Annotated in this window: 19 protein-coding genes and 1 pseudogene; 10 read left to right on the forward strand and 10 right to left on the reverse strand. The window is 45.9% G+C overall.

Going from position 1 to position 26,078, the window contains the following annotated elements; all coding sequences use genetic code 11:
• The first annotated feature begins 72 nt into the window (after positions 1 to 72).
• The 7 genes from AC27G9_RS06845 to AC27G9_RS06875 all read left to right on the forward strand — a co-directional run bounded on the left by AC27G9_RS06845 (position 73) and on the right by AC27G9_RS06875 (position 8,212).
• On the forward strand, positions 73 to 2,787 hold the full coding sequence (locus AC27G9_RS06845) for a TonB-dependent receptor domain-containing protein (RefSeq protein ID WP_487072416.1): 2,715 nt from the start codon (positions 73 to 75) through the stop codon (positions 2,785 to 2,787).
• A 386-nt stretch (positions 2,788 to 3,173) separates the two neighbouring features.
• Positions 3,174 to 3,932, forward strand: coding sequence for a DUF3450 domain-containing protein (locus tag AC27G9_RS06850; protein WP_487072418.1), 759 nt, complete (start codon positions 3,174 to 3,176; stop codon positions 3,930 to 3,932).
• A 13-nt stretch (positions 3,933 to 3,945) separates the two neighbouring features.
• On the forward strand, positions 3,946 to 5,310 hold the full coding sequence (locus AC27G9_RS06855; protein ID WP_487072420.1) for a MotA/TolQ/ExbB proton channel family protein: 1,365 nt from the start codon (positions 3,946 to 3,948) through the stop codon (positions 5,308 to 5,310).
• A gap of 5 nt (positions 5,311 to 5,315) precedes the next feature.
• Positions 5,316 to 5,834 carry a MotA/TolQ/ExbB proton channel family protein gene (locus tag AC27G9_RS06860; protein ID WP_487072422.1) on the forward strand — a complete coding sequence of 173 codons (519 nt, stop codon included), beginning with the start codon at positions 5,316 to 5,318 and terminating at the stop codon, positions 5,832 to 5,834.
• Positions 5,835 to 5,866: 32 nt separating this feature from the next.
• A complete protein-coding gene (locus tag AC27G9_RS06865) occupies positions 5,867 to 6,274 on the forward strand; it encodes an ExbD/TolR family protein (RefSeq protein ID WP_487072424.1) in 408 nt (135 codons plus the stop codon).
• A gap of 2 nt (positions 6,275 to 6,276) precedes the next feature.
• Positions 6,277 to 6,885 carry an energy transducer TonB gene (locus tag AC27G9_RS06870; protein WP_487072426.1) on the forward strand — a complete coding sequence of 203 codons (609 nt, stop codon included), beginning with the start codon at positions 6,277 to 6,279 and terminating at the stop codon, positions 6,883 to 6,885.
• Between the two features lie 4 nt (positions 6,886 to 6,889).
• The gene (locus AC27G9_RS06875; RefSeq protein WP_487072428.1) at positions 6,890 to 8,212 is read left to right on the forward strand and encodes a tetratricopeptide repeat protein; all 1,323 of its coding nucleotides are present in this window, start codon (positions 6,890 to 6,892) and stop codon (positions 8,210 to 8,212) included.
• Between the two features lie 354 nt (positions 8,213 to 8,566).
• On the opposite strand, the gene AC27G9_RS06880 is transcribed toward AC27G9_RS06875, so the two are convergent.
• Together AC27G9_RS06880 and AC27G9_RS06885 are read right to left on the reverse strand one after the other, a co-directional pair.
• Complete coding sequence (locus AC27G9_RS06880) at positions 8,567 to 9,094, reverse strand: acyloxyacyl hydrolase (RefSeq protein ID WP_487072430.1); 528 nt, start codon at positions 9,092 to 9,094, stop codon at positions 8,567 to 8,569.
• A 124-nt stretch (positions 9,095 to 9,218) separates the two neighbouring features.
• Positions 9,219 to 10,793 carry an AMP-binding protein gene (locus AC27G9_RS06885; RefSeq protein ID WP_487072432.1) on the reverse strand — a complete coding sequence of 525 codons (1,575 nt, stop codon included), beginning with the start codon at positions 10,791 to 10,793 and terminating at the stop codon, positions 9,219 to 9,221.
• A gap of 485 nt (positions 10,794 to 11,278) precedes the next feature.
• Between AC27G9_RS06885 and acnB the strand changes: the two genes are divergently transcribed.
• From acnB to lysC, 3 genes are all read left to right on the forward strand, one after another.
• Positions 11,279 to 13,891 carry a bifunctional aconitate hydratase 2/2-methylisocitrate dehydratase gene (gene acnB / locus AC27G9_RS06890; protein WP_487073639.1) on the forward strand — a complete coding sequence of 871 codons (2,613 nt, stop codon included), beginning with the start codon at positions 11,279 to 11,281 and terminating at the stop codon, positions 13,889 to 13,891.
• 232 nt (positions 13,892 to 14,123) lie between these two features.
• A complete protein-coding gene (locus AC27G9_RS06895; protein WP_487073641.1) occupies positions 14,124 to 14,525 on the forward strand; it encodes a DUF192 domain-containing protein in 402 nt (133 codons plus the stop codon).
• A gap of 58 nt (positions 14,526 to 14,583) precedes the next feature.
• Positions 14,584 to 15,933 (forward strand): lysine-sensitive aspartokinase 3, encoded by a 1,350-nt coding sequence (gene lysC, locus AC27G9_RS06900; protein ID WP_487072434.1) that lies wholly within the window; start codon positions 14,584 to 14,586, stop codon positions 15,931 to 15,933.
• Positions 15,934 to 15,990: 57 nt separating this feature from the next.
• On the opposite strand, the gene AC27G9_RS06905 is transcribed toward lysC, so the two are convergent.
• The 8 genes and pseudogenes from AC27G9_RS06905 to surA form a co-directional block, all read right to left on the reverse strand.
• Positions 15,991 to 17,688, reverse strand: a complete 1,698-nt coding sequence (locus tag AC27G9_RS06905) for a diguanylate cyclase (RefSeq protein WP_487072436.1) — start codon at positions 17,686 to 17,688, stop codon at positions 15,991 to 15,993.
• Positions 17,685 to 19,199, reverse strand: a complete 1,515-nt coding sequence (locus AC27G9_RS06910; protein ID WP_487072438.1) for a bifunctional metallophosphatase/5'-nucleotidase — start codon at positions 19,197 to 19,199, stop codon at positions 17,685 to 17,687. The genes AC27G9_RS06905 and AC27G9_RS06910 overlap by 4 nt, the downstream gene beginning before the upstream one ends.
• A gap of 190 nt (positions 19,200 to 19,389) precedes the next feature.
• Positions 19,390 to 21,414 carry a HAMP domain-containing methyl-accepting chemotaxis protein gene (locus AC27G9_RS06915; RefSeq protein ID WP_487072440.1) on the reverse strand — a complete coding sequence of 675 codons (2,025 nt, stop codon included), beginning with the start codon at positions 21,412 to 21,414 and terminating at the stop codon, positions 19,390 to 19,392.
• Between the two features lie 321 nt (positions 21,415 to 21,735).
• On the reverse strand, positions 21,736 to 22,572 hold the full coding sequence (locus tag AC27G9_RS06920) for a symmetrical bis(5'-nucleosyl)-tetraphosphatase (RefSeq protein ID WP_487072442.1): 837 nt from the start codon (positions 22,570 to 22,572) through the stop codon (positions 21,736 to 21,738).
• Positions 22,573 to 22,578: 6 nt separating this feature from the next.
• Entirely contained in the window at positions 22,579 to 22,953 is a 375-nt protein-coding gene (apaG, locus tag AC27G9_RS06925) for a Co2+/Mg2+ efflux protein ApaG (RefSeq protein WP_487072444.1), read from the reverse strand.
• A 9-nt stretch (positions 22,954 to 22,962) separates the two neighbouring features.
• Positions 22,963 to 23,775, reverse strand: a complete 813-nt coding sequence (rsmA, locus tag AC27G9_RS06930; RefSeq protein WP_487072446.1) for a 16S rRNA (adenine(1518)-N(6)/adenine(1519)-N(6))-dimethyltransferase RsmA — start codon at positions 23,773 to 23,775, stop codon at positions 22,963 to 22,965.
• A complete protein-coding gene (pdxA, locus tag AC27G9_RS06935; protein WP_487072448.1) occupies positions 23,772 to 24,755 on the reverse strand; it encodes a 4-hydroxythreonine-4-phosphate dehydrogenase PdxA in 984 nt (327 codons plus the stop codon). The genes rsmA and pdxA overlap by 4 nt, the downstream gene beginning before the upstream one ends.
• A 7-nt stretch (positions 24,756 to 24,762) precedes the next feature.
• Positions 24,763 to 26,076, reverse strand: a pseudogene (surA, locus tag AC27G9_RS06940) (peptidylprolyl isomerase SurA); the annotation flags it as partial.
• Between the last annotated feature and the right edge of the window lie 2 nt (positions 26,077 to 26,078).

The following is a 26,078-nucleotide window of genomic DNA, read 5'->3' on the forward strand; positions in this document are numbered from 1 at the left end:
AAAGTTAAGGCGTGAAAGCGCCTTAACTTTGCTGCTAAAAGCACAATGTTTTGATTTATGGAGTTTTCACATATGAAATCTGAAAGACAAATGAAGAATGTAAAAAGCAAATTGACCTTGGCTGTTCAAGTTGCATTACTATCGGTTTCTTCGGGCGCATTAGCTCAGCAAAGTGAAGACCAGGTTATTGAGGAAGTGGTTGCAACCGGCACCCGATTAAAGGGCACCGCGTCAGCAGTACTTCAAGAGCGTCAAAACCAAGCTTTCGTAGCTGATATTCTCGGAGCCGAACAAATTTCTCGAACGGGTGACAGTGACGCCGCGTCAGCACTTCGTCGTGTAACGGGTTTGACCCTTGTTGATGGTAAATTCATTTATGTTCGTGGTTTGGGTGAGCGTTACTCAAGCACTGAATTGAACTCTATGAATGTACCCAGCCCGGATCCCACTCGCTCGGTTATTCCACTGGATTTATTCCCGTCGTCTATTATCGAAAGTTTGAGCGTTCAAAAATCGTTCTCACCTGATATGCCAGCTCACTTTGGTGGTGGTAACGTTGATATTCGTACCAAATCCATCCCAACTGAACGTGTATTGGGCTTCAGAGCACAATTAGGCATCAACACTGAAAACAGTGACGATTCTGCATGGTATGCTGGTGGTAGTGATGATGTATTGGGTTCAGATGATGGCACGCGCGCCATATCTAACTTATTACGCGCTAACTTAGTCAAGGCGTCTTCAAGTACGATTGACCAAGTTGCTAGCAACTTTAATTTGAGCGACCTTTCCCGCGAGGAAAACATCGCTATATTGTCAGAACTTAACCGTGATATCACGGCGACTCCTGAGTCACTGGATCCAAACTATTCGTTTGGCGCAAATTTTGGTGACTATCTGGACTTAGGCGATGACATGCGTTTGGGTTTTTTGACTGCTGTTAGTTACTCAAACAGCTGGCAGGCGAGTGACGAACGCAACGTTTACAACCTCGCCCGAACGGGTGACGGTACTATCGGTATCAACGAATTTGAAGATGGTCAGTCGACTGAACACTCTGTAAAGTGGAGTGGTATGTTTAACGTTGGATTCAAATACAACAGTAATCACCGCTTTGAATTCAACAATATGATTCTTCATGACGCACGAGATCGTTTGCGTGACCGATTGAGAGAATCAACTAACACCATCGCCGAACCTTTCGAACAACAGCGTGTTGTCGACATTATTTACGAAGAACGTGAAATGATCGCACACCAGTTGAAAGGCATTCACAATTTTCCAAGTTATTGGAACATTGGTGCCGACTGGTATTACTCTGAATCAGAGGCTAGTCGTGAAGCACCGGGTGGTTTCGAAGCCCTTTTCTTCCAAGAAATTGATGAAAATACAGGCGAGGTTACCACTAACTTGAGCCAAGTTAGCGGTGTTGAGTACACGTGGCAAACGCTTCAGGATGAAGCAAAAAGTTATGGCTGGAATGCGTCGCTACCGGTTTTTGGTAGTGGTTACGAGCTTGAATTTAAGATCGGTGCAGATTTCTTCGAGAAAGCCCGTGCTGGTGACAACATTACCGTTGATTTGCTGACGCGTAGCGTGCCTCGTAACTTCCTTGCGGGTGGCGATTACAGTCAAATTTTCAGCGACCAAGTACTGGAAGATCCAACGTTTGACGTTGAGTTTGAAGACAATACCATCGGTGGAGATAAGTACGTTGCAGCACAAGACATCGACGCTTACTACTTCTTAACGGATGCGATTTTTGGTAATTGGCGTGTTACGGGTGGTGTGCGCTATGAAGATTTCAAACAAATCTCCATTCCAAACCTTCCACACATTGGTATTTTTGATGCAACATCGGAAGAAATCCAAGACTTAGCCGTATCAGAAGACAATTTCTATCCGTCGTTAGCACTAACGTATCAAATGGATGGTGGTCATCAGTTGAGGTTCAACATTAGTGAAACGACGATCCGTCCTGATTTGCGAGACTTGTCGACGAGTTTCTATATTGACCCGTTAACCGATTTGCTGGTTCGTGGTTCGACGAGATTGCAAAGCTCTGATCTGACCAACATAGACTTCCGTTGGGAATGGTACCGTGAAAATGGTAACAACTTGTCAGTCGCATTGTTCTACAAAGACATCGAATCGCCAATCGAGTTGATCGAGCTTCCGTCAGCTACTGAAGGTGCTCAACAGCTTCTCACTGCAAACGGTGAAACGGGTGAAGTCTATGGTGTGGAAATTGAGTTCCTTCAAGACTTAGCGTTTTTGGGTGAATGGGGCAATAGCTTCTATACCTCGGGTAACTTTACTTTCTCAGACTCTGAAGTCACCTTAGGGGTGCAAAACCGAGACAGTTTGTTCTTCGAACAGGTATTTTTCGCGGTATCAGATAATACCTCGGACGAAGCGTTTGAAGCATTCCAAATCACCAATGCTCCTACCAACGACAAACGTCGCTTGGTTGGTCACTCTGAATGGGTTGCTAACTTACAGTTAGGTTATGACTCAGACAATGGTGAACACAGTGCATCTCTGGTATACAACGTGTTTGGTCCACGTATCATTATTCCAGGTGCGAATGGTTTTGAAGATGGTCAAGAGCAGCCTTTCCATTCATTGGATTTGGTGTATACCTATTACCCAGACTTCAATACGACTATTCGCTTCCGCGCGAGAAATGTGTTGGACGAAGAAAAGCAGATCGAACAAGAAGGCATCGCCATTTGGAACGAAACTGTCGGTACGACATTTGATATTCGTTTCTCTTACGATTTCTAAAATACGATTTCAAATTGAGAAAGGCCGCATTTGCGGCCTTTTTTGTTTCTGTTTTCTATTGCACGCCATCAAAAGTTTTTGTCCTTGATTCACGTGGTTTAACCACACTGTCACAAAGCCCATTCAAACTGATCTGATAGGGAATAAATACGCGACACTCGTTCCAATGCTTTCATTGGCTAGTAAACGGCGCCGTCATTTTTTGTAATATTTTATTGTTACAGTTAAGTTGCTGTTTCTATTTATTAAAAATGGATTTTGGAAGCGGGATTTAGGCTTAAATATGACGAATATGTAATAAAACTGTCATGGAAAGCCCCTATGCTACGCGCAGAATTTTTAGGGTCGGATACATCCGATTTTTGTTAACTTTAAGGTTTGAATGTATGAAGCTTTTCAACACTTTGCTTTTGGCGTCTGCCGTCATGGCATCTTCCGCCTTAGCACAAGACGATGAAGTCTTAAAACCAGCTGTTAAAGCGGCCACCGAAATCAATGAGTCTGCTGCAGCCTCACAACAAAAAATTGATGGCATTACTGACCAAATTGACAGTAAATTGCAGCAATTTAAAACGCTAAGCAAAGAAATCGAAGGTCTAGAGGTTTACAACAACCAGCTTCGTAAACAAATCGCAAACCAAAACCAAGAGATGGCAGATTTGAACTTGGCTATCGATGAAGTGTCGGTTATCGAGCGTCAAATCACACCTCTTATGCTTCGAATGATTGACGGTCTTGAGCAGTTTATTGCGTTGGACGTACCTTTCCTCGCGCAAGAGCGCGCTGACCGTATTGCTGACCTAAAAGCGATGATGGACAGAGCGGATGTTGCATCTTCTGAAAAATTCCGCCGTGTGATGGAAGCCTATCAAGTAGAGATGGACTACGGTCGCACCATGGAAGCCTACACGGGTATCCACACTATTGATGGCCAAGAGCGCGATGTTGAATTCCTTCGCGTCGGTCGTACAGCGTTGATTTATCAAACTCGCGATGCAAGCCGCCAGGGTGTTTACAACAAGCAAACACGTCAATGGGAAGAGCTTGATAGCAGCTACCGCACACAGGTGACCAAAGGCCTTCGCATGGCGAAGAAACAGCTTGCACCTGATTTGCTGACACTACCAGTAGCGATTACGGACTAAGAGGTATATGACAATGTTGAAATCGTTAAAATTCGTTGCCGCTGGTCTTACTGCCGCAACACTCAGTTTCGGTGTAGTCGCAGAAAATGAGCGCGCATTGGACCTAGACGCATTGCTTAAGCAATTGGAAGAAGGCAAATTTGCTCAAACTCAGCAAAACAAAGCGCGTGAACAAGAGTTTATCTCAATGCGTTCAGAGCAAGACCGCATTCTGCGCGAGACAGCGCAGCTTCGCGACAACATGCTCAAAGAGTCAGAGCGCCTTGAAACGCAGTTTGAAGAAAATGAATTTAAAATTGCAGATTTAAACGGCACTTTAGATAACCGCCTTGGTTCACTCAAAGAACTATTTGGTGTGCTTCAGCAAGTCGCTGGTGATACGAAGAACAAATTCTATAATTCTGTTGTTTCTGCACAAATTCCTGGTCGCGCGGCATTTTTAGACGAGATGGCACAGTCGATGGGATCAAGCTCTAAGTTGGCATCTATCGAAGAAATTGAGCGTGTGTGGTACGAACTTCAACGCGAAATGACTCAAGCTGGCAAGGTAACTCGCTTTACAACCGACGTGGTTGAAGCTGGCGGTGCCAAAGTGAATAAAGAAGTCGTTCGTGTTGGACCATTTGCACTGGTTGCAGACGGTCAATATCTCGATTACAACGGCGTTACGGGCACAGTTGCTGAGCTTGTTCGTCAACCACCACAACGCTACGGTGACAGCGCTGCTGCACTTCAGGCTTCCAATGGTGAATTAGTGAGCTTTGGTATGGACCCGACAGGTGGTTCTATTCTTGGTCTTCTCGTTCAAGCACCTAACCTTAAAGAGCGCGTTGAGCAAGGTGGTCTTGTGGGTTACATCATTCTGGTAGTTGGTGCTATTGGTCTATTACTTGCCCTTGAGCGTTTCATTACTTTGTCGTTGACTCGTATGAAAGTAAACGGTCAGCTGAAATCAAAAGATGTGAAAGAGAACAACCCGCTTGGTCGTGTATTGAAAGTGAGAGACGAACATCCTCAAGCAGATACCGAAGCGCTTGAACTTCACTTAACTGAAGCAATTCTAGGTGAACTACCTAAGCTTCAACGCAACCTTACCGTGATTAAGATTATTTCTGTTGTTGCACCTTTGGCGGGTCTATTGGGTACGGTTACCGGTATGATTAACACCTTCCAAGCGATTACGCTGTTCGGTACAGGTGACCCGAAACTGATGGCTGGCGGTATTTCACAGGCGCTTGTAACAACGGTACTAGGTCTTGTGGTTGCTATCCCGACTACCTTGCTATACGCATTGCTTAATACGCAAAGTAAGAACATCGTTGCCATTCTTCAAGAACAAGCATCTGGTGTTATTGCAGAGCGCGCAGAGCGAGGCTAATCATCATGATCGAGTTTCTAGAAGCAATACGCGATTTTACAGAAACAGGTGGCCAGGTTCTCCTTGTCATCGGTTTCCTAATCTTCGTCATGTGGCTTTTGATCCTCGAGCGTGCGCTTTACTTTTTCGTTACGCACAAAACCAATGTGCGTAACGCCATAACACTATGGGAAAACCGTCAAGACAGGTCGTCTTGGAACGCTGAGCAAATTCGTCAGAAATTGATTTCTGATATCAATTTGAAGCTCAACGGCAGTATTCCCGTTATTCAATCTCTGGTTGCCCTTTGTCCTCTTCTCGGATTGATGGGGACGGTAACTGGCATGATTGAAGTCTTCGATGTTATGGCAATTTCTGGTTCAGGTAACGCTCGTTCTATGGCATCGGGCGTGTCAAAAGCAACGATTCCAACAATGGCCGGAATGGTTGGTGCTTTGTCAGGGGTGTTTGCCTCAACTTGGTTAACCAGAACAGTAAAATCTGAGCGCATGCATCTAGAGGATGCATTAATAGTTCAACGTTAATGCCACTAGGGTATTAAGGTAAGGTAAGCATTATGAAGCAGCATTTTCAAAACCTCGTAGACGAGGAAGAAGCGAATATCGATATGACGCCCATGCTGGACGTTGTTTTTATCATGTTGATATTCTTCATCGTAACCGCCTCTTTTGTTAAAGAAGCAGGTATCGATGTGAACCGCCCAGAGGCGGCGACAGCAGTGAAAAAAGATCGCGCTAACATCCTGATTGCAATCTCTGACAAGGGTGAGGTTTGGATCAACAAACGTCGCGTTGACGAGCGTGCCATTCAGGCGAATATCGAGCGACTTCACGCTGAGAACCCGCAAGGCTCTGTTGTTATCCAAGCCGATAAAAAAGCGACAACAGAAACCTTGATTAAAGTGATGGATGCATCACGTGCCGCGGGTGTGTTTGATGTCTCAATCGCAGCGCAAGAGCCTTAATCATGGTACGACTTCTAATCGCAATTTTAGTATCAGCGGGGATTACATTAGGTTTGTTTTTCCTAATGCAGTCGCTGATACAGATGAGTGGCAGCGCTCTTACTGATCCGCCTAAAGGCAGCGTATTAGACTTCGTACGCGTCAAGCCTGAAGAGCAAGTTCAGAAGAAAGATCGCAAGCCGCGTAAGCCGCCAAAGCCGAAAGAGCCGCCACCGCAAATGAATCAGCCTCAGATGGATTCTCCATCACCGAACGCTGAAGGTAGTGGTTTGGATTTTGCTGCAGATGTCGGTGACGATATCTCTTTGGACGGAGGGTTGGCATTAGAATCTGGCGACGGAGAATATTTGCCAATAGTGAAGGTGGCGCCAGTCTATCCTCGTCGCGCTTTGCAACGTGGTATCGAAGGGTATGTTATTCTCGAATTCACGGTTACAAAGCAAGGTTCGGTGAGAGATCCTATTGTCATTGAAGCAGAACCAGCGGGGATTTTTGAGCAAGCGGCAAAAGACGCAGCACTTAAGTTCAAGTACAAACCTCGCGTTGTGAATGGTGAAGCGACCGAGGTTTCTGGTGTGCAAAACCGTCTCACGTTCCAAATAGATGGGTAAGCTGATGAAAAAGACATTATTTACTAACTATCTATTCGCCGCGCTAACGTTGTCTTGCGCTGTGGTAACTGTGAGTGTATCGACGGCTATCGTCGCACCAGCGGCGAGTGCTCAAGAGCAAAAAGCCAGCGAGAAGAAAACCCGTAGAACGCCTGCGTTGCGCTCTAAAGTTTACGAGCAGTTAGCCCGCGCACAAGCACAAGCAGATGAAGGTAACATCCCTGGTGCCATCGAAATTCTTGACGAAGTGAAGGGCAAGTCGAGCTCGATGAACAGTTATGAACTGGCCATGATGTACAACTTCTACGGTTTCATTTATTACAACGACGAACAATACGATAAAGCAATGGATTCTTTTGCGTTGGTCGTTGAGCAACAGCCAATTCCTGAGTCGTTTGAGTTAAGCACGCTTTTCAGTCTTGCTCAGCTTAATTTGATGCAAGGGCGTTTTGCCCAAAGCATCGATTACCTCGACCGTTGGGAAGCGTTGAACACTGGTAAGGTCCCGCCTAAAAACTGGGTCATTAAAGCCCAAGCGTATTATCAAAACAAGCAATACGCAGAAGCTGAGACCTATATCACTCAGGCGATTGAGGGTCATGAAGCTGAAGGTATGATCCCAGATGAAGGTTGGTTGATATTGCAGCGAGCAATTTTCTACGAACTGAAGCAGCCGGGTAAAGTAAAAGACGTGCTTATCAAGATGGTAAAGCTGTTTAACGAACCCAAATATTGGATCCAACTAGCCGGTATGTACGGTGAATTAGGTGAAGAGAAAAAGCAGCTTGCGATTATGGAAGCCGCTTATCAGCAAGGTTATGTCGAGAAAGGAGCGGACCTCTTTAATCTGGCCCAGCTGTATTACTATCATCGTGTACCATATAAAGGGGCATTGTTGATGTCTCAAGCCATGGATGATGGTTCCCTCGAGAAAAACCTGCGCAATTTAAAGTTCTTAGGCCAAAGCTGGACGCTAGCTAAGGAAAATGACAAAGCGGTACCTGCGCTTATGGCGGCTGCACAGCTGTCAGAAGACGGTGAGCTAGATGCTCAGGTTGCGCAAATATTGCTGAATATGGAACGCTGGGAAGATGCTATCGCTGCTGCACAACGAGCATTAGAAAAAGGCGACTTAAGAAACCCAGGCACGGTCCACTTAGTGATGGGTATGGCACATTACAACAAGAAGGAATACGTGCTAGCACTCGATCAATTGGCTGAAGCCGAGAAGCATTCAAGTAGCCGAGGTATGGCGAAGCAATGGATGCAGTTCGTCAATAGCGAAAAGCAATCGTCAGAGCGACTCGCTGCAGACCTCTCATCGTAGTCTATGCTAATTGAAACAAAGCCAGCCTCAGGGCTGGCTTTTTTGTGCCTATCGTTTACAAACCTATTGATTGGCTAAACGATGTTTAATCGAACACTGACTTTCGAAAAGACGTATCAGGCTAAAAAATAATCAAATTTTCTGGACATTATACTAAAGTATAATATATTGGATATTGAGAATGTAATTTCTCACTAACTGTTGAACGTAATTTGATGATTGTGTTCAACGTCGTGCTATGTTCGCGATATTTCTCTGTGTGGAACCCTTGTTCCTATTTGTGTTCAAGGACCATTTTAGGCGCATATTTATGTATGCGCCTTTTTTCTATGTGATAAACGGGCACAACGGTTGCTACAGTCTTTGGCTAAAAGACAGGGATAAAAAATCTAAACCAGGATTTGGCTTTTTGAAACCGGCATTAGAATAGTGAATGTATCTCAATGCCAGACGATATTCCTTATTCTTACCCCAATATGTTCCAATGCCTAATCTGTCTTCAAATTGGTAGTGTGTGGATACATCTTTACCGGCAAACTCGGTATCATCGAGTAAAGCGAGCCCAATACCAAACTCTCCCTCAATAGGATAATCACCCCATTGAGTCAGTGGCATGCGTATTATCGGCGAGATAGCGAGAACGAAATTGGTGTCGTATTCATTGGGTGAGCCGTACTCCCAGAAATTAACACTGGACTCCAGTGTTATCTCGATAGGCCAATCGTTCGGTAACGGGTTCCCTAAATGATATTGGTATGCGACCTTGAGCCCATTGACTGAACCCTCGCCGCGCAAGTAATCAACCGCATAGCCAGATTGGCCAGCTATAGAACAAAAAGAAAGCGTGAAAAACGCCAAAAAAGTTAACAATCGATTCATCATAAATCCTCCCACCGGTTATGTGGGGGAGGAATATGATATTCAAAAATTCAAATAATCGACTCACTCGTTCGCAAAAATCGATTAAAGTTACAAAAAGTAACCAGATTACGAATGTATTGTGGGTTTAGTTATCTCTTAGCTTGCGCCTTAGGATTTTCCCGACGGCAGACTTAGGTAATTCTTCAATGACATTGAACTCTTTCGGTACTTTGTAGGCCGTTAAGTGCTTTTGACAATGAGCTTTGAGACTGTCTTTGTCTAGTTCTCCTGACACGGTTATGTAAGCACAAACCCGTTCACCGCTTTTTTCATCTGGCTTACCAATTACGGCTGCTTCCAAGACTTGCGGGTGAGAGGTTAAGATATCTTCTACCTCATTGGGATAAACATTAAAACCTGACACCAAGACCATATCTTTGATACGGTCTACGATTTTTATTGCGCCGCTTTCTAGGAACACCCCTACATCACCCGTTTTGAAAAAACCGTCTGGTGTCATGACTTTCGCCGTCTCATCGTCTCTGTTCCAATAACCCAGCATCACTTGCGGGCCGCGCGCCGCGATCTGGCCAGGTTGTCCAGAAGTTACGGGGGCGTCATTGTCGTCTAACAAGGCTATCTCGGTGGCAAGAAGAGGTAACCCAACGGAGCCAAATTCTTCTTCTCCGGGTTTATTAAAAGACAACACAGGGGCAGTTTCAGAAAGACCATAGCCTTCTGTAATCGTGCACCCAGTAACCTCCTCCCACAGTGTCGCCGCACCTTTTGTGAGTGCCGTACCGCCGGAAATCGTAAGATGTAATTTGCTGAAATCGACTGACTTGAATTCCGGGTGCTGGCCTAAACCGACGAAAAGCGTGTTGATACCTGCAAACGTCGTCATCGAATGGCCTTTCAGCGTTTGGACAAAGCCGTCAATATCTCTTGGGTTGGGTATTAACAGTGTCTGACAACCTTTAGCGAAGAACGTCATCATACATACGGTAAACGCGTAGATGTGGTAAAGGGGAAGAGGGCATACTACTAATTCTTCACCCTCTTGGAAGCCTTTACCCAGACGGTCGAACATTTGTGTGCTGTTACTTAACACATTGCGGTGGCTCAACGCCGCGCCTTTGGAAACGCCAGTCGTTCCCCCTGTGTACTGCAGCATACATAAAGTATCTAGGTCAATTGGGTCGCGAACGACCTTGGGTTGTGATGCACCTTCATCTAGCGCCGTTGAGAATGCGACTGTGCCGTCAATCTGGGGGGCCGTTGAGGCATCGAGCAGTTCAGTTGCACTGGTTACGACAACGTGTTTGATCGGTGTATCGGCTTTAATCGCATCATATTTGGGCAGTAAATCGGCCAAGATCACCAATGCTTGCGCACCGCTGTCATTGAATTGATGGTGCATCTCTCTTTCGGTGTAAAGCGGATTAGTATTGACCACTACCAAACCTGCTCGTAATGCACCATAAACGGCAATCGGATTCTGAATGAGGTTAGGCAGTTGAATCGCAATTCGATCTCCGGCATTGAGTCCTAAGTTATGCCTAAAAAATGAAGCTAAAGCAGATGAAGCTTGGTCAATTTGCTCGAAGGTAAAAGTTTGACCGATTGCAGTATAGGCTGGTTTATCCGCAAATTTGGTTAGACAATTTTCAATGTAATCAGGCAGCGATGTGGCGCTTGGCGGCAAAACTAGATCAGGCATTCGAATTCCCTCGAGTTATTGAATGAGTGCTTAAGTGCATTGATCGTTTTCTGGCTTCATTTCCTGCGGCGCTATTGCTTCTATGCAGAGTCAAATTAGTCGCTAAGTCTTACATAGATGAAAGCAAGGCCTCAGTCACTATTTCAGCAATGATCAATACGCCCAACATTTCCTTACGTTAGCAAACAAATAAATGGATTAACATTTTGATTACATTATATTGCGCTATTCATTGGGACTATAGTTCTATATCAATCGTGTTGACCACAACGTTAAATGCTATCCATTGCTTTTTTTCGTCCTTTAATCATTTTAATTCGCCTGGTATGACCATTTTGATAGATTTTCTGAATGGTGGATATCGCGCGCTAAATGCGTTATCAAATTCATAAATATTAGACGAAAGGCTATAATTTGGCCGTCCTAATTGAAGACTTGCCAACAAGAACATTGAAATGTGCGAGACAACCCAAGAGGAATTTATTGTGCTAGAAGACTATCGTAAACACCTTGAAGAACGTGCTGCTGAAGGTATCCCGCCAAGACCATTGAACGCCGAACAGGTAGCAGGATTGGTTGAGTTACTGAAATCACCACCAGTCGGTGAGGAAGGGTACCTTTTAGATTTATTGGCTGACAGAGTGCCGCCTGGCGTCGATGAGGCGGCCTATGTAAAAGCGGGTTTTCTCAGTGCGATTGCGACAGGTGAGGAAACCTGTGAGTTGATTAGCAGAGACGCCGCAGTGCAATTGCTTGGCAATATGCATGGTGGTTATAACATTTCTACTTTGGTTGCCCTGTTGGACGATCCCCAGCTGGCAGAACTCGCGGCGGAAGAATTAAAACATACCCTGCTAATGTTTGACGCTTTCCACGACGTTGATGAAAAGCGTAAAGCGGGTAATGCGTATGCTGCGGACGTGATGGAATCTTGGGCAGAGGGCGAATGGTTTACCTCAAGGCCCGAACTCGAAGAAAAGATTACCTATACGGTTTTCAAAGTCACTGGAGAAACCAATACAGACGATTTGTCGCCAGCACCGGATGCTTGGTCCAGACCGGATATCCCCCTTCATGCCAAGGCAATGTACAAAATGACTCGTGATGGCCTTACGCCACAAGAACACGGTGTCACTGGACCTTTGGCGCAAATTGATGAGGTTAAAGCAAAAGGGCACCCTGTTGCATTTGTGGGCGACGTTGTAGGCACTGGCTCATCGCGTAAGTCAGCAACCAACTCTGTGTTGTGGTTCTTTGGCGAGGATTTACCTGGCATTCCCAACAAACGCGGGGGCGGCGTATGTATTGGCTCCAAGGTTGCACCAATCTTCTTCAATACCATGGAAGATGCAGGAGCCCTTGTATTTGAAGCTGACGTCGAAAAGATGAGCATGGGTGATGTCATTGATATCTATCCACGACAAGGCAAAATCACTAATGCAGAATCGGGTGAAATACTGGCAGAGTATCAATATAAATCCGATGTGATTCTTGATGAGGTGCGCGCTGGCGGACGGATTAATCTGATTATTGGCCGAGGCTTAACGGAGCGAGCGAGGGAGGCTTTAGCAATGGGCCCCTCAGAGCTGTTTCGAAAACCAACACAACCCAAAGACTCAGGTAAGGGATTTACGCTTGCTCAGAAAATGGTTGGTAAAGCGTGTGGTGTTGAAGGTATCCGCCCCGGTACTTACTGTGAACCCAAAATGACGACCGTTGGTTCGCAAGATACTACTGGTCCTATGACGAGAGATGAACTCAAGGATCTCGCCTGCTTGGGCTTTAGTGCCGATTTAACCATGCAGTCGTTCTGCCATACCGCAGCCTACCCCAAACCCGTTGATATCGAGACACAACACACTTTGCCTGACTTTATGATGAATCGTGGTGGCGTCAGTTTACGCCCTGGTGATGGCATCATTCATTCGTGGCTAAATCGTATGCTACTGCCTGATACTGTCGGCACAGGAGGGGACTCCCATACTCGTTTCCCACTAGGTATTTCTTTTCCCGCCGGATCCGGCCTAGTCGCGTTTGCGGCGGCTACTGGCGTCATGCCACTGGATATGCCAGAGTCGATTTTGGTGCGATTCAAAGGCGAAATGCAGCCTGGAATTACCTTGCGCGATTTGGTTCACGCCATCCCACTTTACGCGATTAAACAAGGTCTGCTAACGGTCGAGAAGAAAGGCAAGGTCAATGCTTTCTCTGGTCGCATATTGGAAATCGAGGGACTCGAAACGCTTACCGTGGAGCAGGCCTTTGAGCTATCAGATGCGTCTGCCGAACGTTCTGCCGCGGGGTGTACCATCAAGTTATCCGAGAATTCTGTTGCAGAGTACTTGCGGTCCAATATCACTATGTTGCGATGGATGATAAATGAAGGTTACGGCGACGCACGTACTTTAGAACGTCGAGCGCAAAAAATGGAAGCATGGTTGGCTAACCCCCAATTGATGGAAGCTGACACCGATGCTGAGTACAAAGAAATCATTGAGATAGATCTCAACCAAATCAAAGAGCCCATTGTTTGTTGCCCAAATGACCCTGATGACGCTAAAACCTTATCCGATGTCGCAGGTGATAGTGTTGACGAAGTCTTTATTGGTTCGTGTATGACTAATATCGGCCACTTTAGAGCCGCAGGCAAATTACTGGAGCAATACAATAAAACGATTCCAACGCGCTTGTGGGTATCGCCGCCAACCAAAATGGACAAAGCGCAATTAATGGAGGAGGGGTATTACAACATCTTCGGTAGAGTGGGTGTAAGGACAGAAATGCCGGGTTGTTCTTTGTGTATGGGAAATCAAGCCCGAGTTGAAGCTGGCTCAACGGTTTTATCTACGTCGACTCGTAATTTCCCGAATCGACTGGGCGATGGTGCGAATGTGTATCTGACGTCTGCAGAGTTAGCCGCTGTTGGCGCTATTATTGGTCGTATACCAACGGCTGAGGAATACATGGAATACGCAAGTAAGATAAATGCGATGTCTGGCGAGGTATTCCGCTATCTTAACTTTGATCAAATGCCATCATTTAAAGCGGCGGAAGAACAAGCAAAAGCACAAATCATACCCACACTGAGTCTCGTGTAATCGAAACTGAGCGCGAGTTTACAGGCCAGTTACAGTCGTTTCTGGCCTTTTTTATGCGTAATTGACATAAGTTTGACCAAACATTGCTAGCATTTGAATATCAGTTAATGGCATTATTCAGGGCTGACATCGCAAACGTGTAAGCCCTACAGCCGTGTACCTAACCAAGGCACTAAGAAGGAATTCAAGTATGACATTATGGCGCAATCTCAGTCTGGTTTTTACTACACTAATGTTAATGTCTTGCACGGGTGTTAACGCACAAAGTGATGTGAGTTTTGATGAAATCACAATAACCATAAACAATAAAACGCTGGCGGTTGAGTATGCTCAAACTTTCGACCAGCGAGCTCGAGGCCTGATGCATCGTAAGTCAATGTGCGAAGATTGCGGTATGTTGTTTCGCTTTGACGGGCCCAAAAGAGCAAGCATGTGGATGAAAAATACTTTTATTCCCCTTGATGTAGCCTTTATCGACAGAAACGGTGTGATTACAGACATCAAGCCTTTGAAACCTCACGATCTGACTTCGGTTGGGGCATCAAAAGCGGTGCTGTACGCATTGGAAATGAACCAAGGGTGGTTCGCCGACAATGAAATCCACGTTGGCCATAAAATAACCTTGAATCCATAGCCAAGCGATTAGCTTTGCTCGTTTTACCCTCATTAGTGTTGAGGATCCGGAGAGAATAGTGACAACAGAATTAACAATTGCAAAGTTCGGTGGGACCAGTGTCGCCACGTATGAAACGATGCAAAACTGCGCTCGAGTGGTGGCAGATAATCCATCTACTCGAATCGTTGTAGTCAGTGCGTCTGCAGGCGTTACCAACCTTTTGGTTGACCTTGCGCACAATGCCATGACGCAGGACCAGATTGAAGAAAAGTACCAAGCAATAGTGGCGATTGAATACGCCATTTTGAACAAGCTTGATGTCGATGAGTCGGTTAAGACTAAGTTATCTGATCTACTCGATGAACTTAAAACATTGGCCTTCCACGAAGAGATACTCCATCGCGTCGATCTAAAAGATCAATTGCTGTCGATGGGAGAGCGGATGTCCTCGCTATTGTTCAGCGAAGTACTGGCTGAGTTGGGGGTAAACACCATCAACTTTGACGTAAGAAAAGTATTGCGCACCGACGATGTGCACGGTGCGGCGGCACCTCAGATTGACGACATTGCGAGGCTATCAGAGTCACTATTGCGCCCTGAAATAAAGGACTCGGTCGTGATTACACAAGGCTTTGTTGGCGCGACCGAACAAGGTAAAACAACGACCTTAGGGCGCGGTGGTTCTGATTTTACCGCCGCATTATTGGCAGAAGCGCTAGGCGCACAGGCGTGTGAAATCTGGACCGACGTGATTGGGGTGTACACAACAGACCCAAGAATTACGGATGCTGCACGTCCATTGCCGGAATTAAGCTTCGAAGAAGCTGCGGAAATGGCCACGTTTGGTGCAAAAGTACTTCACCCGGCAACTATGGAGCCAGCTCTACGCAAAAACATTAAGGTTTTTGTTGGTTCGAGCAAAGAGCCTGAGAAGGGCGGAACTTGGATTGTAAAAGACTGTGAACACGAACCTCCTTATCGAGCGATTACTCGCCGTAAAGAGCAAGTCATGGTTACGGTGAAAACGCCTAAAATGATGTATGCACAAGGTTTCTTGCAGCAGGTTTTTGCCATCATTGCCAAGCACAAACTCAGTGTCGATTTGGTAACGACATCTGAAATCTCCGTGTCGTTTACCTTGGACAATCCTGCAAACTCAGTGGCGGAAAGGTTAAACAAACAAACGTTGGAAGAGTTAGAAACTATTTGTGATGTCAAAGTGGAGCAGGGCTTTGACTTAGTGACGGTAGTCGGTAATCACATGCATTCAAGTGTTGGAGTGTCGAGTAAGATATTCGCTGCCGTGGCGGATTATAATCTCCGCATGATTTGCTTTGGAGCAAACCCTCACAACTTGTCTTTTCTTGTAAACGAGAACAACAGTACTGAAATCGTCAAACAGCTACACGCTGAGTTATTTGAATAGCGCTGTTTGTTGAGGTGGTGTGAGCACACTAATGCCCTTTGCCTTTGGCAGAGGGCCTTATCCCTTCGGTTTCAAATCAACAACAACGGCGCTATCCATTTCGACACTGCTGATATCGAAATAATCAAATCTGTTACGCCCTTTGCGTTTCGCTTTGTATAGCGCTTTATCTGCTTGTTCAATCAATAGCTCTGCATCATCTAATGTGATGCTAGGTGTGAAAGAAATACCCACGCTCATAGTGACGAAATCAGCTGCACGGCTATACTCGTGGGCGATATTCGCTCGAGCCATGCTATCGATGATGTTCTCGGCAACTTTAATCGCCCCTTTCATATCGGTATCCGGTAGGATAATCGCAAATTCTTCACCGCCATAACGTGCCAAAAAGTCTGTTTTACGAGGTAAGCACCCCATAAGAACCTGTGCGACTTGTCGGAGGCAATCATCCCCTTTTCCGTGGCCATAGTTATCATTGTATTGCTTGAAAAAATCGATATCGAGAAGCAGCATACTAATCGGCCATTGGCGTCGGATTGCGATACTGACTTCCTGCTCAAATCGCTCGTCCAGCGCCCGCCTGTTGGCGACACCCGTGAGTGCATCGATCAAGCTCATTTCTGACAGGGTTTGCTTCTGGTTTTCGATGGTTTTAGCAAAAGAGTCGAAGGTCTCCGCGAGGTCGGATATTTCATCATTGCCGAACAGTGCTATATCTTGTTCAACCCCTTCTAGCCTTTGTTGAATTTGGTTTCGCAAGCGTAATATACGAGTAACAACCAACCGGTGAACGAAGACACTAAAACCGATAATCACCAGTACAATGAACAAAAAGACCAAGTTGATATTTTGAATTTGGTTGTTGATTGTGCCCGACGCATTTCTCGCATCTTCTAAAATTCTTGAATTGAGTTGGTAAGACTCAAACTCCGCCAACCTTGCGTAGTCTAGTATCAGATTGTTAACCATATTGGCTCGACCTCTAGCGCGGCCAATGACTTTGAGCTGTTCTTGTCGAAGAGAAAAAATGCCCTCAATATCGTCGGTTACCGTCGTATTTAGCTGACCGATTAAATTGATTGTTTCTGGCGAAACGATCTCTCGGCCAGACTGAAAATCGTCTTCTAATGAGTCAAAAATTGCAGACATCGCTTGTCGTTTTTCACGAACGACATTGAGCCTGTCTATGATTAGAATTTCTCCAGTTCGCGTAACAATCTCGGAAACATGTTGTTGCCACTTGTCGCCATTGGCAGTTTCGGTATCCATGAGTTTTTCATACAACCCATACATGACCGTTTGTTTTTCGAGCATTTTGTCGTGAATGGTTAATTTTCGAATGACAAGTTGGTTGAGGTCACTGAGCTCTTTTGAAATAGTGTAGAGCTGCAATAGCATGTAGGCATTCTCTTTTTGCCGTTCAGCTATACCCGTGAGTATGGCGAGTTGGTCGTTTATTTGGCCATAACTAATACGGCGATGAGGGTCACTATTGGCGTTCACTAGTCTTTCACTGACCCTGGCAAGGTTGTTCACTTGAATGAATATTTCACCGGAGCTGATGACAGTGGTTAACGATTTCTCTGATACATCGTTGAGTGTTTCATTAAATTCACTGAGCCGATAATAGGTTGAGAGCGCCAATACCACGACCAAACTGACAATCACGAACAGTCCACTGTTGATGATTTTGGTCAGAGAGTAACGTCGGTGCTGCTTGCCGTTTGCTGATTTATTCTTATCGTTATTGGTCATCGGCCCGCCTCTGGGGCATCTTTCCTGCGAATGCGTCCCTCAATAATAGCTGTTAATGTTTGTTTTTTCCTAAAATAACTAATAACGATATCGGATATGAGAGGCGTGACTTGCTGGCTGAAGCCTAAGCGCTTGGCATTATTGAACATGGCAAAGCCGTCGCCGCCATTGGCTAAATAGTCTGACATAGCGACTGTATACTTTTGATTGGGTTCTACTGCGCGCCCATCTACTGTCGCGGATAACAAACGGCTTCCGATGGGTTTCGAGCCGTCAAAGACCATTTCCAACCCTGACATCTGTAAAAAGCGCCCTTTGGCTCCCTCGACTTGGCTAAGCCCATTTTCCAGCCCAAGCAGTAGTTGGGCGCCCGTGAGCTCTACTACCATGATACGGCTTCTAAAAGGCAATTCCTCGGCGATGTCACGGCGAGTGATTACCGCATCTGAGGTGTATTCTTTTTCACCTCGGATCGCGCCGCCATTGATGATCGCAATATCCGTTTGTGCGGCCTCTCTCAGCGCGTCTGTCACAATATTGCCAAACGCACTTTCTCTGGTGCGAACCGTAGGGCGCAATGTATCGAAGCTCTGTGAAGTTGTCGCAAGCTCTTCGTTGAGCAATCGCTCAATACGTTGTGTATAGCTGCGTATTTGGTGGTTGATAATAGGATCTTTGGGAATCGAATCCAGCTGTTGCGTGTGCCAGTTTACAACTAATGCTTCTGGGTCGCCTTCTGGCCACGATAGGTCTAATATCGCGGCTACACCCGCTTCGTTTACAAGAATACGGTTGGGGTGAGCCGTGATTTCCTTAGATTCTGATAGTTCATAGTGAGGATCGGTTCTCAACGCTAAATTTACCGTCTTGTCGTTGAGAATGGCATCGATGAAAGGATAACTACTGGAATACATTAAGATAACTATCTGAGCGCCTTGTGCACGCAGTTTGTCTGCACCGGTTTTTATCGCGCGAAGGGGATCGGTGATTTGTAGTCGCTGCAACAGGTATTCTTCGATGACGGATTCGTGTATTACGGATAGGATACCGATTTTTACGCCATTTCTTTCAATAATCACACTGTCATTTGCGCCGTCTACATTCCCTTGAGTGAAGGGGTCAAACGCGTTGCTCAACACCATTGGAAACGCCGCTTCGTAGGCTCGCAACGAAAACTCATCTTCGAAATAACTGAATTCCCGTTTGGTCACCGACATTGCATCAGGTTCGATACTGTTTAGAATATCAATAATATGAGCACCGCGGTCGAATGAGGACAAGTGACTTGGCGCTAAACTGCCACCACCAAATAAAAAGAAGGTCGTGGGATCGGATTGGCGCATGGTATGAACGAGTTTAGCGAGTTGTGCGTAGTCACCGTGCTCCTTACTGCCAATAACTGGCAAATCAGCAGTAAAAATCAACTTCGCCGACTGTTGCTCGGCGTAGGTGTGCATTCCTGCGAATAACGCAATGGACACAAACACGTATTGAAATAAACGTCTCGCCACGTTCATTAGCCTCTCAAACTACAAAGTGTCAAAATGATTGTCGGCAGTGCTGAACAAAAAAGCAAACAGAACTACGCAAAATTATTCTAAAGTTTACTGCTTGCGAATCCAACAGCGCTTATGTTGCTAAATTTGTCAGAAAACAAAAAAGGGGCGACCATGTCGCCCCTTTGCTAAAGCGTAGTCTAGGTTACACTTTGAACTGACGAATTGACTGTTGGAGTTCTTCCGCCAGCCGAGCAACTTCATGACTGGAGTCAGACGTTTGCTGTGCACCAATGGTGGTCTCTTCGGCAATATTCACGATCCCTTCGAGCTTTTCACTGATTTCCTGAGATACCACATTTTGCTCTCTAGCTGATTGCTCGATTTGAGTACTCACATCAAATGCCTTGTGAACTGCATCAGAGATTAGGTCTAGTGCTTTAGTGGCATTTTCAGTTTGCTGCACACATACACCGGTTTGCTCTTTGCCTTGGTTCATTACTGCAACGGCTTTTTCAGCTCCGGCTTGCAAGACTTCAATCATCGAATTGATTTCTTGGGTAGATTCCTGTGTGCGGCTTGCTAACGTACGAACTTCGTCCGCAACCACCGCAAAGCCTCTACCTTGCTCACCAGCACGAGCCGCTTCGATGGCAGCGTTCAATGCCAGTAGGTTTGTCTGGTCAGCTACACCGCGAATTACGTCAAGGATGCCACCAATGCTAGCACTGTCTTGATGCAGTTTATTGATTACATTCGCTGCCTCTTCAACATCTTTAGCAAGCACTTCTATGGTTTCTTTGTTCTCTACCGATATCTTGCGCACTTTTTCCGCTTCCGCATCGGCGTGGCGAATTTGACCAAGGGTATCTTCGGCATTCTGACTCACCAGCTGAGACGTCGAGTGCATTTCGGTTGTTGCCGTCGCCACTTGGGCAATCTGTGATTTCTGTTCTTGGATAGAACTTGTTGTTTGCGCTGTCACTGCTGAGGTCTGTTCAGAAGCCGCCGCTAACTGCTCGGCACGGTCGTTAATACCAGCAATCAATGACTTAAGGTTCGCAATCAACTTGTTACAGTTTCGTGCAAGTTCGCCAAATTCATCACTTGCTGAGTCATCAAGACGGTGAGTAAGGTCACCTGACGAGGCAATGTTCAACAATTCGTTTACGCGGTTAAGCGGTTTGGTAATTGAGTTAACAATCCACCAGCCGATACCTAACGCGATGGCAATGGAAATAACACCAACGACGAAAACCTGAGCTATGCCACCAGACACTTTCGAGTTTACTTGCTCTTCAATGTCCTTCGCTTTACCGTTGGCCAGCGCTAGCAGCTTTTCCAACTCGACAATCGCTTGTTTGATGTTTTCATCTGAACGGGTTAGCGACGTTTGCGATTCGGTGCGGTAGTTCAAGCGCTCAACGTGAAGCTTCAAGATACCATCGCTACCCCTTACCGCATCTAGAGCTGCACTGACCATATCCGAGATTTCATCAAGTGTGCCACTATCATCTTCGCCATCCGCGGCTTCCATCATAGAGTCGAGGTGACCTTGTACTTGATTAACTACAAGTTCCACTTCGTTACCCAAGGTCTGAGCTCGCACTAGCGTTTCGGTTTTAACGTATTCTGAAGACGTTGTAAGCAAGGTCAACAAACTGCTTTCTAGATTACCACCTAGTTCAGCTGCTCTGCGCAGTTTTCGATTGCCTTGTACTTCGTCCATATCAGCAAAGTCCAATACATAGGTCGCGGCGTCGTCGGCGTTGTCTTCTGCATCAGAAATGGTGTCGGCGATAGCATTTCTAATGTCCATTGACGCCTTGTGGCTTTGGTACATGCTATCTACGTTGGTTGTGTATTCATCATACAATGACTTAACGCGAGACAATGTTGCGCTCAAGTCTTTTTCTTCAGACACCGTAGATGCCAGTTTTTTGTATTCTGAATCGAAGGTTGCTTTGCTGGCATTGAAGCCATCTTGCTTGGTAGCAAGGCCTGAAAGCGTGTCTTCAATGTAGGCTTCAAATGTTAACCGGCCCATATTAAGAAACGAGGCTTTGAGTCCGTTACTGCCTGATAATGTGGGAATAGCCAGTTCGTTCACTTCTTCAGTCGCATTGCCTACCTGGCTAAGATTGCTGTATGAAAAAATGCCTAACATTATGAGTAGCACTACCATGGCAGTGAAACCGCCAATGATGCGTCTCGCAACAGTGATATTCATCGGGACTCCTGATGTATCTTCGTTGTTGTTATAGTCAAGCGTCAAAGTTGGAAAACTTCAACATCTTTGTAAGATAGTGTGACAAAAAAAAGACAAAACTTCACGTACTAAAACATAAACTTTAGTGGTGTCTTTTTGATCTAGGCCGAAAAATACGCCCTTTTCTCATTTTATGCCGCCACACTTAGTCTGTGTTCGGCGTCATACTGAGCGACTTTGCTATTGTATTCGCGGGCGTGTCGTTTAGACCATCACACAAAGCATAACTAACTATCGACTTAAATAACAAAAACTTAAATTGTCTTTTGTCATCGAACCTTACTAGCGGCGCTGGTCGTTTAAAACATGAATGCGTTGACCATCTTCAAGCCGGTAAGCCGTCATGGTTTGACCCCAGACGTAGCCAGTATCCAGCCCAATAAACTGCGCCTTGTTAGTTTGACCACATAGTGCGGCCCAATGACCGAATAATACCATTTGGCCTGATTTCATGTGGGAATTATCTGAGTAGAACCAAGGGGTCAGATGAGTTGGTGCATTGTCAATTGAGGTTTTGGTGGCAAATTCAAGGGAAAGGTTGCTTTTATACAAAAAACGCATGCGCGTGCAGGCATTAATGATAAAACGTTGTCGTTCGATACCATTGAGATGTTTGTCCCATTTCGATGGCTCGCTGCCATACATATTGTGTAGCAAGCTTCCCCAATGTTCACCTTGTAGTTCATCAGACACTTCATCGCTCAATTTCACTGCGTCTTTAAAAGACCACTTTGGATAGAGGCCGGCGTGCACCAACAAGGTTTTCTTATTCAACCTTTTGACGAGAGGAAATTGACGTAACCAATCTACGATGTCCGGTAGTCGCTTGCTTGACAACAAGTTCTCTAGATTATCTGCAGCTTTGGCTTTTTTTACCTTTTGCGTAACGGCGAGTAGATGTAAATCATGATTACCCAACACACTGGAAAAGTTATCACCAAGGGACATTAAAAACTTCAAGGTGGCAAGCGAGTCCTCGCCTCTTGCGACTAAGTCGCCGACCGCATACAACTTGTCGTGCTTGGGGTGAAAGTTGGCTTTTTCCAAGAGCGCCATCAATCCGCGATAGCAGCCTTGAATATCACCAACGATAAGCGTTTGTTTTTGGTGTTTTGGCATCGACGACTAATTGATAATGTGAGGGACTGCGAGGCGAAACGCATCGATATCCGCTTTGAAGCGCTCGCCGTTTTCCAATTCCAGCTCGTAGTAGCCCTCCATACTTGCTACTGGCGTATCGACGACAGCACCGCTGGTGTATTGGAAGGTGTCACCCGGTGCGATTTGTGGCTGTTCACCAATCACACCTTCGCCTTGTACTTCAGACGTTTTACCGTTGGCGTCAGTGATCAACCAGTAACGCGTCATCAACGTCACCGGAAATTTGTTTGGATTCGTGATTGTCATTTTGTATGCAAACGCATACTTATCTGAATCACTGGGTAGGTGTTCCGGTAAATGACGTGTCCGAGCTTGAATGATCATGGTGGGTGTCGTCATACCTAAGCCTCACTCCTTGTCTTCTACTGCATTTGCTAACGTAGCAAAATCCTCAAGTGACAGTGTTTCAGCTCTTACCCCAGGGTTAATGCCCAAGTCACTGATTTGCTGTTCATCTAATAGTGACTTTAGACTATTTCTTATCGTTTTACGACGCTGATTGAACGCCGCAGCACATACCGCTTCTAGTTGCTCAACGGACTTAACATCAACGGTGGGTTTGGCGTGGGGCACGAGTTTTACGACCGCAGAATCCACCTTTGGTGGCGGTGTAAACGACCCGGGTGGCACATCGAGCACCGGGATAACATTGCAGTAAAACTGCGCCATCACTGATAAGCGGCCATAGTTTTTATGCCCAGGCCCTGCTGCGAGTCTGTTGACGACTTCTTTTTGTAACATGAAGTGCATGTCTTGAATCAAACCCGTGTGAGCAAATAAGTGAAACATCAATGGCGTTGAAATATTGTAGGGTAGGTTGCCAAATACTCTAAGCGGCTGCGTCGGGTTGTCGAACGTCTTTTGCAATTCAACAAAATCCATCTTAAGGGCATCTTGCTCAACCACATTGAGTTTGCTGCTATGAAAAGGGTGGTGGCGCAAGCGTTTGGCCAAATCTCTGTCCAATTCTATAACCGTTAACTTGTTGACGCGTTCACACACGGGCTCAGTAATCGCACCTAACCCAGGGCCTATTTCAACTAAGTTTTCATTGTCTTGTGGATTGATAGCCGAGACAATTTTGTCAATCACGTAGTCGTCGTGAAGAAAGTTTTGGCCAAAGCGCTTTCTCGCGGTGTGGCCTAAATGTGTTTTGTTCATTGTTTGTGACTTGCGAGTGTAATCGCTTTTTCTAAAGCTTTGCGGAAACTGCCCGTATCAGCTTTCCCAGTACCAGCGAGTTCTACTGCCGTACCGTGATCGACTGATGTGCGAATAAAAGGAAGGCCAAGCGTTATGTTCACCGCTTCACCAAATCCCTTGTATTTTAGCACAGGCAAGCCTTGGTCGTGATACATTGCCAATACGACGTCAGCATCATCCAAGTATTTTTGCTGAAAAATAGTATCAGCGGGAAGTGGCCCAATAATGGACAGGCCTTCATCGCGCAACTCGTTAAGCGCTGGGGTGATGACCATAATCTCTTCTTTACCGATGTGACCATCTTCGCCAGCATGTGGATTGAGTCCGCACACGTAAATTTTGGGGTGCGTAATACCAAATTTGAGTTTGAGATCGGTATTAATGATGTGGATGACTTTGTGCAATCGATCTCGGGTTATCGCTTTCGATACATATTCAAGTGGGATATGCGTCGTTGCTAAAGCAACATTCAACCCTTCTGTTGAGAGTAACATCACAACATCAAGTGTATTTGACTGGTGAGCAAAATACTCAGTGTGACCACTGAAAGAGACCCCTGCTTTGTTAATGATACCCTTGTGCACAGGCCCAGTAACGACTGCGGCAAAATCGCCTTGCATATTGGCTTCACAGGCTTGGCGAAGGGTTTCAACAACATAATGGCCATTGTCGCTGTCCAATTCACCGGGAACAGCAGGTTTGGCGGCACTAATTGGCTGGATAAACAGCTCCCCCGGTGCTTGCAGTCGATTGTCAGCTGCATCGTAAGGTGTGAGCGTGAGTGGTAGACCAATTAACTCGGCCCTGCTTGCCAGCATATCCGGGTCGGCAAATACCACCAATTGCGCTTGCCAAGCTTCTTGTGCAAGCGCAATGATAAGGTCGGGGCCAATACCAGCAGGCTCTCCCGGTGTAATAGCGATACGAATTGGAGTCATAAGCAGACTAGGAATTTCCTTCGTTTAGCACTTCAATGTGAGCAGCATCACGCATTTCACGCAACCATGTTTCTGCCTCTTCATTGAATTTACGATTGAATAGTAGCTGATACGCTTTGTCTTGCTTGCGCTTCTCAGTCGCGTCGTCAAAGCGGCGATCGATCAACTGAATAAGATGCCACCCGTGAGAAGAACGAACTGGTTGGCTGTATTCGTCAGGCTGCAGTATCGCGAGCGTATCTTTAAATGCGGGTACATAGCGCTCTGGGTCTGACCAGCCTAACTCGCCGCCGCGCAATGCTGAACCTGGGTCCGCAGAATGCTCTTTGGCTAGCTCTGCAAAGTCTGCATCACCCGCTATTAACTGTTCACGGAATTCAGTCAGCATTTGTTTCGCTTTATCTTCACTCAAAATGATAGAAGGCTTAATCAAAATGTGACGAGAATTCACTTCTTCCACTGTGACAAGCTCAATACCACGTGTGTCGAGAATTTTAAGAATATGGAGGCCTGCACCGCTTCGAATGGGGCCAATTAGCTCGCCTTTTGGCTTGTTTTGCACCGCTTCGGCAAAGAGTGTTGGCATAGCATTGATGTTCATCCAACCCATGTCACCCCCCTCAAGTGCTTCAGAACCAGAAGATGAGGCTATCGCTATTTTGGCGAAGTCTGAGCCATTGTTTAATAGGTCAATAACTTTTCCCGCACGTTCGCGAGCTTCAGCGATATCTTGGTCTGTTGGATCTGGCGGGAACGCGATAAGAATGTGGCCAAGGTTATATTCGGCTTGAGCGGCACCCTGTTGGTCCATTAGGCTAACTAGAGAGTTGACTTCTTGTTCTGTAATGTAGATGCGGCGTCTCACATTGGCGCGACGAACTTCACCGATGATAAGTTCTTCTCGAACGGTTTCTCGGTAGTCGTCAAAAGACAGACCCTCTGAAGCGATTTGGCTGCGCAACATATCCAAACTTGCGCCTTGGTTTTGTGCGATGTTTTCAATGGTTTGGTCCAATTGAGGGTCGCTAATCTGAATACCCATGCGCTCAGCTCGCTGCATCTGCAAGCTCTTGACGATCAAACGTTCAATAGCTTGCGTTCGCAGCGCTCTATCTGATGGCAACGCTTGATTGTTGGTCAGTGCATTGCGTTTTACGTTCGCCACTATCTTCTGCACTTCACTTTCAAGCACAACGCCTGAATCTACGATAACTGCAACACTGTCCAACTTGGTTTGTTGGGCATGTGCACTGGCTAGCATCGCGATGCTGAGCACAAGACCTCGGATTAAGTACTTCATAAACACTCTTTCGTTTTCGTTAT

The sequence above is a fragment of the Alteromonas sp. 5NS40-0096 genome (assembly GCF_057544385.1).

Coding starts and splice junctions, on each gene's coding strand:
- AC27G9_RS06920 (WP_487072442.1), bottom strand. CDS start 22,572: ATGCCAAAACACCAAAAACAAACGCTTATCGTTGGTGATATTCAAGGC.
- AC27G9_RS06865 (WP_487072424.1), top strand. CDS start 5,867: ATGAAGCAGCATTTTCAAAACCTCGTAGACGAGGAAGAAGCGAATATC.
- AC27G9_RS06905 (WP_487072436.1), bottom strand. CDS start 17,688: ATGACCAATAACGATAAGAATAAATCAGCAAACGGCAAGCAGCACCGA.
- rsmA (WP_487072446.1), bottom strand. CDS start 23,775: ATGAACAAAACACATTTAGGCCACACCGCGAGAAAGCGCTTTGGCCAA.
- apaG (WP_487072444.1), bottom strand. CDS start 22,953: ATGACGACACCCACCATGATCATTCAAGCTCGGACACGTCATTTACCG.
- AC27G9_RS06875 (WP_487072428.1), top strand. CDS start 6,890: ATGAAAAAGACATTATTTACTAACTATCTATTCGCCGCGCTAACGTTG.
- AC27G9_RS06860 (WP_487072422.1), top strand. CDS start 5,316: ATGATCGAGTTTCTAGAAGCAATACGCGATTTTACAGAAACAGGTGGC.
- AC27G9_RS06845 (WP_487072416.1), top strand. CDS start 73: ATGAAATCTGAAAGACAAATGAAGAATGTAAAAAGCAAATTGACCTTG.
- AC27G9_RS06895 (WP_487073641.1), top strand. CDS start 14,124: ATGTTAATGTCTTGCACGGGTGTTAACGCACAAAGTGATGTGAGTTTT.
- AC27G9_RS06855 (WP_487072420.1), top strand. CDS start 3,946: ATGTTGAAATCGTTAAAATTCGTTGCCGCTGGTCTTACTGCCGCAACA.
- AC27G9_RS06850 (WP_487072418.1), top strand. CDS start 3,174: ATGAAGCTTTTCAACACTTTGCTTTTGGCGTCTGCCGTCATGGCATCT.
- AC27G9_RS06885 (WP_487072432.1), bottom strand. CDS start 10,793: ATGCCTGATCTAGTTTTGCCGCCAAGCGCCACATCGCTGCCTGATTAC.
- AC27G9_RS06915 (WP_487072440.1), bottom strand. CDS start 21,414: ATGAATATCACTGTTGCGAGACGCATCATTGGCGGTTTCACTGCCATG.
- AC27G9_RS06880 (WP_487072430.1), bottom strand. CDS start 9,094: ATGATGAATCGATTGTTAACTTTTTTGGCGTTTTTCACGCTTTCTTTT.
- pdxA (WP_487072448.1), bottom strand. CDS start 24,755: ATGACTCCAATTCGTATCGCTATTACACCGGGAGAGCCTGCTGGTATT.
- AC27G9_RS06870 (WP_487072426.1), top strand. CDS start 6,277: ATGGTACGACTTCTAATCGCAATTTTAGTATCAGCGGGGATTACATTA.